Raw genomic sequence first — 14,479 nt, 5'->3', positions numbered from 1 at the left:
GCGACCACCTGTCAGGGTGCCAGCGGCAGCGCGTCGCTCGTCGTGCGGAGCGACTCCTGACGGATCTCGAGCTGGGTGACGGCGAGCGCGGCGAGGTCGTGCAGGTTCGCGAGGTCCGCCCCGGTCGTCTGGCGCGGCTTCGTGTCGAGCACCGCGAGCGTGCCGATCGGGGTGCCGTCGTGCTTCACCAGCGGGACGCTGACGTAGAACCGGATGCCCAGCGGGCCGGTGACGAGCGGGCTGTGCTGCATCTCGGGGTGCGTCTGGCCGTCCGGGATCACGACGGGCACCGGCACCGGGGCGAACCCGTTGCGGAAGTTGATGTGGCGCGCCGCGTCGTCGACACCGGGGGCGATGTACGACTGCGACCAGGCACGGTCCTCGTCGAGCACCTCGACCAGGGCGATCGGGGCGTCGAACAGTCGCGCGGCCATCGCCGTCGTCCGCTGCAGCGCCTGTTCGGGCAGGCTGTCGAGCGTCGCCGGGCGGGCCCGGTCGGCGTCGCCGGTCGTCTGGGCCGCGGACGTCGTCTCGACGACGTGGTCGGCGGCGGTGGTCTCCGCGATGACGACGTCGCGGAGCATGGTCACGAGATCGGCACCGGCCGGGCGCGCTGCCGGGTCCTGCGCGGTCATCGCCCGGAGCAGGACCTTCCAGTGCTCGGGCAGCGGCTCGGGCAGCACCGGGTCGCGGGACAACCGCGCGACGGCGGACTCGACGAGCGACCCCGGGAACTCCCGACGGCGGGTGAAGCACTGCAGCAGCACGAGCCCGAGCGAGTAGACGTCGCTCGGCGGACCGACCTCGCCGCCCCGCGCCTGCTCGGGGCTGAGGTAGGCGGCGGTCCCGGTGGTCACGCCGTCGGCCGTCAGCCGCTCGACACCGGCGGCGAGCGCGATGCCGAAGTCGGTCAACCGGGCGCGTGCACGGTCGGAGTCGTTGCCGTAGTCGACGAGCAGGATGTTCGACGGCTTGATGTCGCGGTGCACGACGCCGTGGCTGTGGATGTAGTGCAGCGCCTCGGCCATGTCGTAGCCGATCTCGGCGATGTGGCGGGAGGCGAGCGGGCCGACGGAGAGCCGGTCCTCGAGGTCCTGCCCGGCGACCAGCGCCATCACGAGGTACCGCTGGCGGGTGCCGTCGTGGCCGGTGACGACGCCGGTGTCGAGCAGGCTCACGAGGTTGTGGTGCTCGAGGGACGCCAGGACGCCGAGCTCGGCCTCCTGCCGGGCGACGTCGACGGTGCCGGCGTGGAACACCTTCACGGCGACGGGCCGGTGGAGGCTCTCGTCGACCCCGCGGTACACGACGGACATGCCGCCCTGACCGATGGCGTGTTCGAGCCGGTACCGCCCGTCGAGCAGTGGGGCCGTGGACGCGGTGTCCTCGGTCGGACTCATCTGACCCTCGTTCTCGGTTCCGGCAGGCAACGATGCATCTTCGCATCCCGGCGGGGATCGTGTTCGCTCGGCGCGCTCAGCGGCCCGTCGCCACCGTGCTCACCCGCAGGTCGTCGAAGGTGCTCGTGAAGCCCGCACCGCCGAGCGAGATCAGCCCGATCCGCGGCTCGGCCCCGAGGTCCGCCGTCCACGTCCCGCCGCGCACGAAGTGCCGTCCGTCGACGCTGGTGTACGCGGTGTAGCGGTGCTCCCCTGCCACGAACCGGTGCACGATCCGCAGCGTGGTGGTGTCCCCGACCGGCCCGACGACCATGTTCCCGTAGGTCGGGGCGCCGGCCGGTTGCCCGGAGACCTGCTTGCCGAACTCCGTCTGCCGGGTGTCGAAGATCGAGTTCGAGGTCAGGCGGACGTAGTCGCTGTCGCTCCCGTACACGATGAGCCCGCCCTGCACGTAGTTCACGCCGTCGCCGGTCGCCGGGGTGTCGACCGCGACGGTGGTCTCGGCCACCCAGTCTCCCCGAGGCGCCGGTTCGGACAGGACCGAGGCGAGCGGTGTCTGCGGCGGGTGGATGTCGGCGTCCTGCGTCCGCCACCGGAAGGCGCCCCCGGCGACCGTCCACGTGGAGGCATCGGGCTCACGGGTCCAGCGGAGCGCCGGCGGCAGGGTCCTCCCGTCGAAGTCGGTGGACAGCGCACGGATCGTCCGACCGGGCACGTCGACCGGTGCGGCGGTGGCGCGGTACGTCGGCCGTTGACCGGGCTGCGCCACCGGCCCCGGTTGCACGCCGTCCGAGGGGCCGGCTCCGCCGCGGACCACGGGCCAGCCGTGCACCCAGTCGAGCGGGTCGATGAGCACGGGCCGCTTCGTGTAGGTGCCCTGGCCCGCGTAGTACGGGTCGTCCCGGTCGACGGCGTGGTAGACGATCCAGTCCTGTCCGGCGAGGTCGGTGACGACCGTGTTGTGCCCGGTGCCGACCCAGCGGTTGCCGTTCTGGGCGAGCAGGGGCGTGCCACCCACCCGGGTGCTCGTGATCCGCACACCGTCCTGGTCGGTGAACGGGCCGAGCGGGCTGCGCGACCGGGCGACGAACACGCCGTACCCGGTCAGGGCGCCGTTGCAGCAGTTCGTGGCGGACCCCATGAAGTACCACCAGCCGTCGTGCCGCATCAGGTAGGTGCCCTCGTAGCGGTTGTCGATCGCGATCTGCCGCTCGGTCGAAGGGATCGACTGCAGGCCGTCGGTGCTCAGCCGGCGGACGTTCACCCCGCCGAAGTAGCTGCCGAAGTACAGGTACGTGCTGCCGTGGTCGGTGATGACCTCGGGGTCGAACTCCCACCGCTGCCCGGTGCCGTTCGGTGCCGCCTGCGGTGCCACGACGGGTCCGCCGGAGTCCGTCCACGGTCCGGTCGGGCTCGGGCTCGTCGCGACGCCCACGGCCGACCCGCCGCCGGTCGGTGCCGTGCCGCTGGGGGTGTCCGACGCCGCGTAGTAGAGGTACCAGGTGCCCGGGCGCCCGTGCGTCCCGGCGCGGTACACGACGTCCGGCGCCCAGATGCCGTTCGCGTCGCCCACCCAGGCAGGCTTCGTGGGGAAGGCGTCGTCGACGTACGTCCAGTGCGTCAGGTCGGTGGACCGGTACGTCGGGACGCCGTGCTGCACGAGCGACCCGTCCGGGTTCTGCTCCGTCGCCGTGAGGGCGTCGGTCGTGCAGTAGAGGTACCAGTTCCGGTCGCGTCCCACCCCGCGCACGACGGTCGGGTCGGCGCAGCTCGCCGCGGTCTGGCCGTCCGGCAGTGCGAGTGTCATCGGGTTGTGGTGGGTCGGCGCGGCACCGCCCCGTGCGGACGTGGTCTCCGCGGCGACGGCGGGCGCACTGCCGGCACCGACCTGGAGGAACGTGGTCGCGAGCCCCGCGACCGTCGCGATCGCGAGGACTGCTCTGAGTGACCGGCGCACGGTGGACCTGCTCTCGTCGTCGAGGAGCGTGCGGACGAGCGCGAGCGTACGCTCACGCCCACCGGCCCGTCCGACGAAGGAGTCGCGAGATGCCCGCACGGTTCGTGTACTGGATCAACGCCTCGCTCGACGGCTTCGTCGAGACCGAGGCCGGTGAGCACAGCGGCGTCGAGGGACCGGAGTGGATCCGGATCGACGAGACCGTGCACCGCGAGTTCAACCGCCGCGCCCGGGCGATGACGCTGTCCGTCGAGGGCCGCATCGTCCACGACATGATGGACCCGTTCTGGCCCGACGCCCGCACCGACGAGTCCATGCCCGCGTACATGCGCGAGTACGGCGAGATCTGGACCGAGCAGCCGAAGGTGCTGGTCTCCCGGTCGCGGACGGCGGCGGACCACAACACGCGGATCATCGGCCGCGACGAGGACGCGATCGACGAGCTCGCCCGCATCCGCGCCGAGTCCGAGGGCGACATCGGCGTCGGCGGTCCGAGCATCGCGACGCAGCTGCTCGACGCCGGACTCCTCGACGAGCTGATGGTCTTCACGCACCCGGCCGTCCTCGGGCGTGGGCGTCCGCTGTTCGACCCGCCGCCGTCGGGTGCGCGACCGCCGTTGGTCCTCGACCTGCTCGAGCAGCAGCGGTGGGACAACGGGGTGACGCTGCACCGGTACGACCTCGGGCGCTGATCAGCCGGCGGACGGTGCCGTCCCGACGATGACCAGCCGCCACGCGCTCGACCGGTCGCTGTCGAAGCCGTTGAACGCGACGGAGTCGACGTCCGTGCTCGCGAGCCGTGTCAGACGGATCGGGTTCGGGCTGTCCCGGCAGGCCACGGGGTCGACGGTGAAGTCGCCGGATCCGCCCCGGGACTCGATGCGGACGATCCCGCGCATGTGCCCGTTGCCGAAGCACGAGAACTCGAGGTGGTCGATCGCCTTCGCGGCCGGGAACCGCAGCGTGACGCCGGTCCCGACCTCGGACGGGTCCTCGTCGCCGGGCTGGATGTCCGCGGTCAGCACGCCGAGGACGTCCGGGTCGGTCTCCGTAACCGCCTCCTGTGCGCTCCGCCAGTCGGCGAGCGCCTCCTCGTCGACCGTCGGCGTCGCCGTGCAGCCGGCCAGCAGGAGCAGGACGGCGAGCGGCGGGACGAGGAGGTGGGGGCGGTGCACGGTGCGAGCCTACGGAACTGGAGGCGCGGCGCCAGCTGGCACCGTCCCTCCAGGCACGGCCGGCGCCCCGCTGGCGCGGCGCGCCGGTACCGGCTGGCGGGGCCCACCTCCAGTCCGGGGGATGGTGGCGTCAGACGTCGCGTCGGCGTGCGACCACGAGTGCGAGTGCGCCCACCACGGCCACCTCGGCCGCGAGCACGCCGAAGCCGCCCCAGCCGTTCAGGACGATGCCCTCCTGCGGCGCGGCGTCGCCGGCCGAGTAGGTGAACAGCTGCATCCCGGCCTGGTCGGGCAGGAACTTCGTGACGTCGAGGAGCCACTGGGCCTGCAGCACGCTCGCGATGAGCGACAGCACGATCGGGACGACGAGCAGGAGCCCGAGGGTGATCGCGATCCCGCCGGCGCTCGACCGGACGAGGAGTCCGATGCCGTACGCGAGCAGGGCGAGGAGCGTGACGTACACCGAGGCGCCGAGCAGCGGCATGAACACCGACGGGTCGGCGAGGTCGGCGTGCACGCCCTTGCCCGCCTGCAGGGCGGCCGAGGCGAACACCCCGATCCAGATCGACACCGCGCTGACGACGAAGGTGGTGACTGCGAGGACCGAAGCCTTCGCGAGGATCACACCCGTCCGACGGGGGTCGGCGGTGAAGGTCGAGCGGACCTGACCGGTGCCGTACTCCCCCGTGATGATGAGCACGCCGAGCACCGCGACGACGAGTGCCGTCAGGGAGACACTGGCGCTGTTGATCGTCACGAGGGTGCCGTTCGCGGAGTCCTGGGCGACGGGCGTGCCGACGTCGAGGGCGTTGCCGATGAGCACGGCCATCGCGATCGTGACCACGACGAGGATCGCCAGGCACCAGATCGTGGAGCGGATGCTGCGGAGCTTGATCCACTCGCTGCGGACGAGCCGGCCGAATCCGAGCCCGATCGTGGGCGGCAGGGTCGTGGCGGTCATCGGGTGCCCTCCGATCGGTACTCGACGTCGTCGCGGGTGAGCGCCATGTAGGCCTCTTCCAGGCTGGCGCCCACGGGCGTGAGCTCGTGCAGCGGGACGCCGACCTGGGCGGCGATGTTCCCGACCGTGGTGGCGTCCGGGCCGACCACCATGAAGGTGCCGTCCTCGCGCGGGGTCACGGACGCGTTCGGGCCGATCGCCTGGAACAGCTGGTCGGGAGCCGGCGTCCGGACGACGACGCGGCTGCCGCCGGTGCCGCCGCCCGCGGCGACGAACTCCTGGATGGGGGCGTCGGCGAGGACCCGGCCGCGGCCGAGGACGACGACGCGGTCGGCCGTCTGCGCCATCTCGCTCATGAGGTGGCTGGACAGGAACACGGTGCGCCCGTCGGCGGCCATGCGGCGGGCGAGCTGCCGCACCCAGAGCACGCCGTCCGGGTCGAGGCCGTTGACCGGTTCGTCGAGGATGAGGGTCTTCGGGTCGCCGAGCAGTGCCGCGGCGATGCCGAGTCGCTGCCCCATGCCGAGCGAGAACCCGCCGACGCGCTTCTTCGCGACGGAGTCGAGGCCGGTCATGTCGATGACCTCGTGCACGCGGGACTTCGGGATCCCGTGGGTCGCCGCGAGCGAGAGGAGGTGGTTGTAGGCGCTGCGGCCCTGGTGGACGGCCTTGGCCTCGAGCAGCGCCCCGACCTGCCGGAGCGGGTCGCGGAAGGACGTGTACGGCTGCCCGTTCACGGTCGCCCGCCCGGCCGTGGGGCGGTCGAGCCCCATGATCATGCGCATCGTGGTGGACTTCCCGGCGCCGTTCGGCCCGAGGAAGCCGGTCACGCTGCCCGGCCGCACGACGAACGAGACGTCGTCGACGGCGGTCTTCGGACCGTACTGTTTGGTGAGGTGCTCGACTTCGATCACGGCGGCCACGCTACGGGGACCTGGGAGTCGGCCGCGTCCACCCTGAGGGGGAGATGGGGTGGACCGCTCGGGGGACGCCGTCGCGAGCTCGACTCGGCGCCCGACCCCCAAAGAGCCGTTTGACGGTCGCGCCGGGTCCGACCACGATGGCCTGCGTGTCCACCATCGAGAGCCTCCGGGCGACCGCGCACCCCGTCCGTCTGCGACTGCTGTCGCTCGTCACGGGTGCGGCGATGAGCGCTGCCGAGGCCGGGCGCGAGCTCGGCGTCTCCCAGGCCGCGGCGAGCTACCACCTGCGGGTGCTCGAACGCGCCGGGCTCGTGCGGGTCGTCGAGACTGTCCGGCTCCGGGGCGGCGATGCGAAGCGATACCGGCACGAGTCGTCGGCTCGGCGGTTCCGGCTCGACGACGGCGACGAGGGTGCCGCTCCGGAGGTCGTCCCCGCGGACGACCAGCGTGTCTACGTCGAGGCCCTGGTCCAGGAGCTCCTCCGGCGCACCGACGACCGCACGACCGGTCCGTCGACCTCGACCGACGCCGAGCTCTGGGTCGGACCGGAGACGTGGCGCCGCGTGGTGCAGCACGTCGGCGACGCGGCGGCGCTCCTGCACGCCGCTGCGCGACCGCCACGGACCCCGGGGACGCTGCCGGTCTCGATGACCGTCTCGATGTTCCCGCTGCGGCGACCGTGAGGGCTCCCTGGAACGCCGGTCCGCTCCGCCACGCCCCGTTCCGCTGGCTCGTCACCGCCCGCACGGTGAGCATCGTCGGGAACGCGGTCGCACCCATCGCCCTCGCGTTCGCGGTCCTCGACCTGACCGGCTCCCCCGTCGACCTCGGTCTCGTGGTGGCGGCGCGATCGGTGGCGAACGTCGCCGTCCTGCTCTTCGGTGGCGTGCTGGCCGATCGGCTGCCCCGTGACGTGCTGCTCGTGGTCACGTCGCTCGCGGCCGCGGCCACCCAGGCGACGATCGCCGCGCTCGTCCTGACCGGCAGCGCCACCGTCCCGCTGCTCGTCCTGTTGAGCATCCTGAACGGCGCGGTCGCCGCGGTGAGCCTGCCGACGACCGCGGCGATGGTGCCCGAGACCGTCCCGGCGACGGAACTCCGTCCCGCCAACGCGGTGATCCGGCTCGCGCTGAACGGCGGCACCATCGTCGGGGCGTCGGCGGGTGCGGCGGTCGTCGCCGTCGTCGGTGCCGGCTGGGGGCTGGCGATCGACGCGGCGGGGTTCGCGCTCGCCGCGCTGCTCTTCACGCGGATCCGGCTGCCGAGACGCGTGCGGGACGTCGACGCCGAGCCGACGTCCGTGCTCGCCGACCTCCGGGACGGCTGGGCGGAGTTCACCCGGCGCCGGTGGGTCTGGACGGTGGTGGCGCAGTTCACCGTCCTGAACGCCGCCTTCGTCGGTGCGACGACCGTGCTCGGCCCCGTGGTGGCCGACGGGTCCTTCGGTCGGGCCGCCTGGGGGCTCGTGGTGTCCGCGCAGACCGTCGGGCTCGCGCTCGGTGCGGTCGTGGCGCTGCGGTGGCGCCCCCGGCGAGCGCTCGGCATCGGCGTCGCGACGATGGCGGTGACCGCGCTGCCCGCAGCCGCGCTCGGACTCGTCCCGACGCTCCCCGTGCTCCTCGTCACGTTCCTGCTCGGCGGCACGGCCCTCGAACTGTTCTCCATCGCCTGGGACCACGCGCTGCAGACGAACGTGCCGCGGGAGCTGCTCTCGCGGGTGTACTCGTACGACATGGTCGGGTCGTTCGTCGCCGTGCCGCTCGGCGAGGCGCTCGTCGGACCCCTCGCGGGGGTGGTCGGCACCCCGGCGACCCTCGTCGGGTGCGCGGTCGTCATCGTGTTGGCCACCGCCGTCGCCGCGTCGACCCGGAGCGTCCGGCGCGTCGAGGTCACCGCTACCTGACGTGCCGCCGCAGCCTGCGGCGGGGCTACCCTGACGCCGTGAGCGACGCACTGGACGACGGGCCGTTCTTCCACGGGACCAAGGCGGACCTGCACGTCGGCGACCTGCTGACCGCCGGGTTCCGCTCGAACTACCGGCCCGAGGTCGTGATGAACCACGTGTACTTCACCGCGCTCCGGGACGGCGCCGGGCTCGCGGCCGAGCTCGCGGCGGGCGACGGACTCCCCCGCGTGTACGAGGTCGAGCCGACCGGCGCGTTCGAGGACGACCCGAACGTGACGGACAAGAAGTTCCCGGGCAACCCGACGCGCTCATACCGCAGCACGGCGCCGCTCCGGATCACCGGCGAGGTGACGGACTGGCCGCGGTTGACGCCGGAGGCGCTGCAGGCGTGGCGCGATCGGTTGGCGGCGCTGCGCGCGGACGAGCGGGGCGAGATCATCAACTGACCCGCATGCCCGGGGTCAGCGCGACCGCGCCCGGTACTCCCCCGGCGGGCCGCCGCACGCCCGGGCGAAGTGCGCGTAGAAGCTCGACTGCGACCCGAACCCCGCTGCGTGCGCGATCTCCGACGTCGTCATCGAGGTCGTCGCGAGCAACCGCTGCGCCTCGGCCACCCGGCACCGGGTGAGGTACTCGAGGATGGTCGTCCCGACGTCCTGCCGGAACACCGACATCGCGTAGTGCGGGTGCAGGTGCGCCGCCGCGGCCACGTCGGCCACCTCGATCGGCTCACGGAACCGGTCGACCACGAACCGCACCATGTCGATCACCCGGTGCATGGCGTCCGCGGTGCCGTGCCCGCCGCCCGGGCGGAGGTCGACGGCGTCCCGGTGGTGCCGCAGCAGCCGTCGGACGAGCGCCTGGGCCTCGAGGTTCGCGATGGTCTCAGCGCCCTCGTCCGCGAAGTCCCGCTGCCACGAGCCGAGCATCGACTCGACGTCACGACCGGCGGCCTCGGTCGGCACGACGACCGGCCGGTTGAGCAGCATCGCGCCGAGGTCGTGGTCGGGCAGCCCCCACGCGAGCACCTCGCCGAGCGGGATGTGCACCCATCGGAACTCCCCGGTCCCCGTCCCGTCGCCGACGAGCTGGTGCGGGGTCCAGCCCCAGAAGAGCGCGATCTCGCCGGCGTGCACGCTGACCGGGGCACCGCCGAAGCGGTAGTCGAGGTGCCCGTCGAGCACGAGGTTGATCTCGAGGTCGTCGTGCCGGTGGGACGACGGCATGAGCGGCGCCGGGCCACGGTGGCTCCAGTACGCCGCTTCCATCGTCTCCACGTCGAGCACACCGCGAGCCTACGACAGCGACCCGCGGGCCCGACAGCGACCTCCTTGCCCGACAGCGACCCCCGGGCCCGACAGCGACCCGAGCGGGCCCATCCGAGGATCCTGGAACCCCGCCGTCCGAAGCCGGAGGCCCGCACCCGCCCCCGCTTCCTACCGTCGTTGCATGACCAAGATCACCATCATCGGCGCCGGCGGCTTCGTCTTCCCGTTCCGCCTCATCGGCGACCTCGTCTCCTTCCCCGCGCTGCAGGGCGCGACGCTGCACCTCATGGACCTCGACGCGGGCAGGGTCGCCCGCACCGCGAGCGCTGCCCGCGAGCTCGTCGCCCACCACGGCCTCGGCACCGAGGTCCTCGAGACCACCGACCGCCGCGAGGCCCTCGCCGGCGCGGACGTCGTCATCATCACGTTCCAGGTCGGCGGCGTGGAGTCGTACAAGTGGGACGTGGAGATCCCCCGGAAGTACGGCATCGACCAGGCCGTCGGCGACACCGTGGGACCCGGCGGCGTGTTCCGCTTCCTGCGCTCCGTGCGCGCCTACGAGGACATCGCCCGCGACGCGCTCGAGCTCTGCCCGGACGCCCAGTTCATCAACTACGCGAACCCGATGGCGATGGCCACGGCGTTCCTCAACGCGAAGGGCCTGCGCACGGTCGGCCTCTGCCACAGCGTGCAGGGCACCACGCGCATGCTCGCCCGGACCCTGGACGTGCCGTACGACGAGGTCGAGTACGTCAGCGCCGGCATCAACCACCAGGCCTGGATCCTCGAGTTCAAGCGGCGGAACGGCGAGGACCTGTACCCGCGCCTCCGCGAGGTGATGACCGCGAAACACCGGCGCGGCGTCGCGGCGGCCGACCTGCACGACGACGACGGCGACCACAGCGAGGCGGCTGCGGCGGCGAGCAACTACGAGGGCGGCAACGAGCAGGTCCGCACGCAGCTGATGCGGTCGTTCGGGTACTTCGAGACCGAGTCGAGCCACCACGCGAGCGAGTACGTGCCGTACTTCCGCAAGGACCCGGAGACGGTGCTCGAGTACATCCCGGAGCGCTGGGACTACTACGAGATCTGCCTCGCCCACGACGAGCAGGGCGACGTCGACCAGCAGCTCGAGAAGCTCAAGGCGGACCTGTCCCCGTCGGTCGAGTACGGCGCGAGCATCGTCAACGCGATCGTCACCGGCGTCCCCGCGGTGGTCTACGGCAACGTCCCGAACCGCACCGGCGTGATCGCCAACCTGCCGTCGGACGCCTGCGTCGAGGTCGCCTGCCTGGCCGACGGCAACGGCGTCACCCCGATCTCGTTCGGCGAACTCCCCCCGCAGCTCGCGGCGATCAACCGGACGAACACGAACGTGCAGACGCTGGCCGTCCGCGCGGCGCTGACCGGCAGCGTCGAGCACGTCCACCACGCGGTCGCGCTCGACCCCCTCACCGCGGCGCACCTCACGCTCGACCGGATCGCCGAGATGACCGACGAGCTGCTGCACGCGCACGCCGCGCTGCTCCCGGAGTCGCTGCGTCCGGCGACCGCGGCTCCGGCCGAGCAGGGTGCCGTCCAGGAGGCGCGACCCGCCCTCGTCTGACCGCCCCGTCCGCCGACGGGGCCGGGTCCACCGCGCGACCCGGCCCCGTCACGGACGCACCCGGACCCCGGGACGTGCACCGCGCCTCCTGGACCACCACGGCACCACGACCTCGAAGGAGAGGACCATGCCGACCCGACCACCCACCCAGCTGGCCCGACGCGGGTTCCTCGCGCTGGCCGGCATCTCGATGGCCGGCGCACTCGCCGCCTGCGCCGGCCAGGGCACCGCTGCCCACGGCGGCACGAAGCACATCCGCCTGTCGACCTGGAACATCCCGACCGACATCACGAGCTACCAGCAGATCGCCGACGAGTTCGTCGCGGCGCACCCCGGCACCAGCGTCGCCGTCGAGGTCACCACGGGCCAGTTCCACCAGTGGTTCATCACCCGGCTCGCCGCGGACCTCGCGCCCGACGTCATCCGGATCACCCCGCAGCAGATCGGCCGGTACGCGGCGAACGGCAGCCTCGTCGACATCTCCGGCTCGATCCCGAAGGACTACCAGCAGGACTACAGCACGCCGTTCTGGGCGATCGGTGCCCGGGACGACGGTGTGTACGGCGTCTTCCAGCACACCGACAACTTCATCACCTACTACAACCGCGAGGTCATGGACCGGATCGGGGTCACTCCGCCGGAGAGCCTCGCGGACGCGTGGACGTGGGACGAGTTCCTCGACGTCGCGAAGGAGGTCAAGCAGGTCACCGGCAAGTACGCGTTCGGGTACGGCTGGTCCGCGCCGGAGACCGCATACCGGTGGCTGCCGTTCGTCTACCAGAACGGGGGCGCGTTCCTCGGCGAGGACGGTGCCACCCCGTCGATGGACACCCCCGAGGCGATCGACGCCCTGGCGTTCGGACGCAAGTGGTACGCCGACGGCCTCGCCACCACCGGCAACCTGTCGAAGAGCGGCGGCGGGGACGTCTCCCGCAACCTGTTCCTGACGGGGCAGATCGGCATGATGCTCAACAACCCGGAGTCCATCGTGCAGCTCGACACCGACATGCGGGACAACTGGGGCACGGCGCCGATGATCCGCAACGTGGGTGAGGCGAGCGACCTCGGCGGCAACGCCCTCGCCGTCACGAAGTCGAGCAAGCACCCCGAGCTCGCGGCCGAACTCGTCGCGATGATCACCTCGCGGCCGAAGATGCAGCAGTTCTGCCACGACGGCAACTGGCTGCCCGCCCGCGAGTCCCTCGACGCGGCGGACATCGGGTACGCCGCGAACTCGGACACCATGCAGCGGTTCATCGACCAGGGGTCGACCATCCCGCTGTCGATGGTGAAGGCCGAGAGCGGGCAGTACTTCTCGTCGCTCAACGCGGTGTTCGCCGACTACCTCGACCTGTGCCTGCTCGGGCAGCTCAGCCCGAAGGAGGCCTCGAGCCAGATGATGGAGGCGATGCGCAGTGTCACTGCGAACTGAGACCGCGCCGGTCCGGACCACGGCGTCGACCGCACCGCCCACCGGTGGGCTCCCCGCCGGCGGTGCCGCACGACGACGCCAGGGCCGGTTCGTCCCCTGGGTGTTCGTCGGCCCCGCGGCGCTGCTGTTCCTCGGCTTCTCGCTCATCCCGATCGTGACCGCGATCGCCCTGAGCTTCCAGGACTCGAGCACCTCGCTCGGTGACGGCACCTGGGTCGGCGGGAAGAACTTCGTCGACATGGGCTCTGACCCGTTGATCGGGACGGCGCTGCGGAACACGCTCGTCTTCACGATCGGGACCGTCCCGACCGCGATGGCGATCGGCCTCGCCCTGGCGGTGGCGCTGAACCGACCGCTGCCCGGGCGTTCGGTGTTCCGTGCGCTCTTCTTCGTGCCGATGGTCGCCGCCGGCGTCGTGGTCGGGGTCATCATGTCGTGGATCTTCAACGGTGACTACGGCGTCGTGAACAACCTGCTCGAGGCGCTCGGTCTCGGCCGCGTGCCCTGGCTGACCGCGCCCGGCTGGGCGATGGCGTCCCTGGTGATCGTCGTCGTGTGGACCCGGATCGGGTTCTGCATGGTGATCTACCTCGGCGCGCTGCAGTCCGTGCCCGCCGAGCTCAAGGAGGCAGCCGCGATCGACGGTGCCTCGCGGTGGGTGCGGTTCCGGACGATCACGTGGCCGCTCCTGCGACCGACGACGTCGATCCTGCTCATCCTCAACGTGGTGTTCTCGCTGCAGGCGTTCGACGTCATCTACGTGATGACCGGCGGCGGCCCCGGCTTCTCCACCACGGTGCTCATCCAGTACGTGTTCCGGTCCGCGTTCATCGACGCGCGGATGGGGTACGCCGCGGCGCTCGGGCTGGTGCTCGTCGCGATCCTGCTCGTGTTCACGCTGCTCCGGCAGCGGGCCAACAAGAAGGCAGAGGAGGCCATCTGATGGCACTGTCCGTTGCGGGGTCGACCCGCGCCTCCCGTCCGACCGCCGCGCGGCGGAAGCCGCGCCCGGGCCGCTGGGTGCTCGTCGCCGGACTCACCGCGCTGGCGATCCTGATGGTCTTCCCGCTGTACTGGATGGTCGTCTCCGCGCTCACCCCTGGCGGCCAGTCGCAGAGCGGCACGTTCTCGCTCTTCCCGACCCGGCCGACCTTCGAGAACTACACGCAGGTGTTCAGCACGCAGCCGGTCTGGCGGTGGCTCGGGAACTCCGCGCTCATCACCAGTGTCGGCACCGCGCTGAGCGTCGTCGTCTCGCTGATGGCCGGGTACGCCCTGGCGAAGTTCCGGTTCGTCGGGCGGGGGCTGCTCTACTCGGCGTTCCTCGTCACGATCATGATCCCGATCCAGGTCACCCTCGTGCCGAGCTTCCTCGTCGTCGCGAAGATCGGGCTCGTCGACTCCCCCTGGGCGGTCATCCTGCCGACGGTGTTCGACGTGGTCGGGATCTTCATCGCCCGGCAGTTCATGCTCGGGGTGCCGGACGCCCTGATGGAGGCCGCGCGGCTCGACGGCGCCGGCGAGTTCCAGGCCTTCTTCCGGGTCGTGCTGCCGACCTGCGGTCCCCTCGTCGGAGTGCTCGTGATCCTCGGGTTCATGACCCGGTGGAACGACTTCCTCTGGCCGCTCGTCGTGCTGCAGGGGAACGAGAACCTCACGGTGCCGGTCGCGCTCTCGACGCTGACGAACAACCCGGCGTTCAGTTCGCCGTGGGGTGCCGTGATGGCGATCGCCACGGTGACGGTGCTGCCGCTGCTCGTGGTGTTCCTGGCGTTCCAGCGGCAGTTCGTGCAGGGCATCGCCTCGACGGGGATCAAGTAGGCCGCGGCGCGCGGGCGTACCTGGTCGGAA

Annotated in this window: 14 protein-coding genes; 8 read left to right on the top strand and 6 right to left on the bottom strand. The window is 71.9% G+C overall.

Features of this window, described 5'->3' with window-relative positions:
• Positions 1–11 precede the first annotated feature (11 nt).
• Both J2X60_RS13470 and J2X60_RS13465 read right to left on the bottom strand, forming a co-directional pair.
• Entirely contained in the window at positions 12–1,400 is a 1,389-nt protein-coding gene (locus J2X60_RS13470; protein ID WP_309888164.1) for a GAF domain-containing serine/threonine-protein kinase, read from the bottom strand.
• A gap of 76 nt (positions 1,401–1,476) precedes the next feature.
• Positions 1,477–3,357, bottom strand: a complete 1,881-nt coding sequence (locus tag J2X60_RS13465) for a family 43 glycosylhydrolase (protein ID WP_309888161.1) — start codon at positions 3,355–3,357, stop codon at positions 1,477–1,479.
• Positions 3,358–3,446: 89 nt separating this feature from the next.
• Between J2X60_RS13465 and J2X60_RS13460 the strand changes: the two genes are divergently transcribed.
• The gene (locus J2X60_RS13460; protein WP_309888160.1) at positions 3,447–4,049 is read left to right on the top strand and encodes a dihydrofolate reductase family protein; all 603 of its coding nucleotides are present in this window, start codon (positions 3,447–3,449) and stop codon (positions 4,047–4,049) included.
• Here the strand turns inward: J2X60_RS13460 and J2X60_RS13455 are convergent, their stop codons facing one another.
• The 3 genes from J2X60_RS13455 to J2X60_RS13445 form a co-directional block, all read right to left on the bottom strand.
• On the bottom strand, positions 4,050–4,532 hold the full coding sequence (locus J2X60_RS13455) for a hypothetical protein (RefSeq protein WP_309779129.1): 483 nt from the start codon (positions 4,530–4,532) through the stop codon (positions 4,050–4,052).
• A gap of 130 nt (positions 4,533–4,662) precedes the next feature.
• The gene (locus J2X60_RS13450; RefSeq protein ID WP_309888158.1) at positions 4,663–5,493 is read right to left on the bottom strand and encodes an ABC transporter permease; all 831 of its coding nucleotides are present in this window, start codon (positions 5,491–5,493) and stop codon (positions 4,663–4,665) included.
• Entirely contained in the window at positions 5,490–6,407 is a 918-nt protein-coding gene (locus tag J2X60_RS13445) for an ABC transporter ATP-binding protein (RefSeq protein WP_071303698.1), read from the bottom strand. The genes J2X60_RS13450 and J2X60_RS13445 overlap by 4 nt, the downstream gene beginning before the upstream one ends.
• 155 nt (positions 6,408–6,562) lie before the next feature.
• Between J2X60_RS13445 and J2X60_RS13440 the strand changes: the two genes are divergently transcribed.
• From J2X60_RS13440 to arr, 3 genes are read left to right on the top strand one after another with little or no spacing between them, the layout of a single operon-like run.
• The gene (locus tag J2X60_RS13440) at positions 6,563–7,099 is read left to right on the top strand and encodes a helix-turn-helix domain-containing protein (protein WP_309888156.1); all 537 of its coding nucleotides are present in this window, start codon (positions 6,563–6,565) and stop codon (positions 7,097–7,099) included.
• Positions 7,096–8,319, top strand: coding sequence for an MFS transporter (locus tag J2X60_RS13435; RefSeq protein WP_309888154.1), 1,224 nt, complete (start codon positions 7,096–7,098; stop codon positions 8,317–8,319). The genes J2X60_RS13440 and J2X60_RS13435 overlap by 4 nt, the downstream gene beginning before the upstream one ends.
• A 38-nt stretch (positions 8,320–8,357) precedes the next feature.
• Entirely contained in the window at positions 8,358–8,768 is a 411-nt protein-coding gene (gene arr, locus J2X60_RS13430) for an NAD(+)--rifampin ADP-ribosyltransferase (RefSeq protein ID WP_309779125.1), read from the top strand.
• A 15-nt stretch (positions 8,769–8,783) separates the two neighbouring features.
• Here the strand turns inward: arr and J2X60_RS13425 are convergent, their stop codons facing one another.
• Complete coding sequence (locus tag J2X60_RS13425; protein ID WP_092383866.1) at positions 8,784–9,608, bottom strand: helix-turn-helix domain-containing protein; 825 nt, start codon at positions 9,606–9,608, stop codon at positions 8,784–8,786.
• A gap of 163 nt (positions 9,609–9,771) precedes the next feature.
• On the opposite strand from J2X60_RS13425, the gene melA reads away from it, so the two are divergent.
• The 4 genes from melA to J2X60_RS13405 all read left to right on the top strand — a co-directional run bounded on the left by melA (position 9,772) and on the right by J2X60_RS13405 (position 14,449).
• Complete coding sequence (gene melA / locus J2X60_RS13420) at positions 9,772–11,196, top strand: alpha-galactosidase (protein ID WP_309888151.1); 1,425 nt, start codon at positions 9,772–9,774, stop codon at positions 11,194–11,196.
• 127 nt (positions 11,197–11,323) lie between these two features.
• On the top strand, positions 11,324–12,628 hold the full coding sequence (locus tag J2X60_RS13415) for a sugar ABC transporter substrate-binding protein (RefSeq protein WP_071295460.1): 1,305 nt from the start codon (positions 11,324–11,326) through the stop codon (positions 12,626–12,628).
• Positions 12,612–13,571, top strand: coding sequence for a sugar ABC transporter permease (locus J2X60_RS13410; protein WP_309888149.1), 960 nt, complete (start codon positions 12,612–12,614; stop codon positions 13,569–13,571). Before J2X60_RS13415 ends, J2X60_RS13410 begins: the two co-directional genes overlap by 17 nt.
• Positions 13,571–14,449: a carbohydrate ABC transporter permease gene (locus J2X60_RS13405; protein ID WP_309888147.1), complete on the top strand. Its 879-nt coding sequence runs from the start codon at positions 13,571–13,573 to the stop codon at positions 14,447–14,449. Before J2X60_RS13410 ends, J2X60_RS13405 begins: the two co-directional genes overlap by 1 nt.
• Positions 14,450–14,479: the final 30 nt, after the last annotated feature.

Source organism: Curtobacterium sp. 320 (assembly GCF_031455235.1).
Classification (GTDB): domain Bacteria; phylum Actinomycetota; class Actinomycetes; order Actinomycetales; family Microbacteriaceae; genus Curtobacterium.
This window is presented reverse-complemented; position numbering and strand designations above follow the sequence as displayed.

Bases quoted from the DNA above. Each gene is read 5' to 3' on its own strand.
- J2X60_RS13470 (WP_309888164.1), bottom strand. From the start codon at position 1,400: ATGAGTCCGACCGAGGACACCGCGTCCACGGCCCCACTGCTCGACGGG.
- J2X60_RS13450 (WP_309888158.1), bottom strand. From the start codon at position 5,493: ATGACCGCCACGACCCTGCCGCCCACGATCGGGCTCGGATTCGGCCGG.
- J2X60_RS13460 (WP_309888160.1), top strand. From the start codon at position 3,447: ATGCCCGCACGGTTCGTGTACTGGATCAACGCCTCGCTCGACGGCTTC.
- J2X60_RS13405 (WP_309888147.1), top strand. From the start codon at position 13,571: ATGGCACTGTCCGTTGCGGGGTCGACCCGCGCCTCCCGTCCGACCGCC.
- J2X60_RS13415 (WP_071295460.1), top strand. From the start codon at position 11,324: ATGCCGACCCGACCACCCACCCAGCTGGCCCGACGCGGGTTCCTCGCG.
- melA (WP_309888151.1), top strand. From the start codon at position 9,772: ATGACCAAGATCACCATCATCGGCGCCGGCGGCTTCGTCTTCCCGTTC.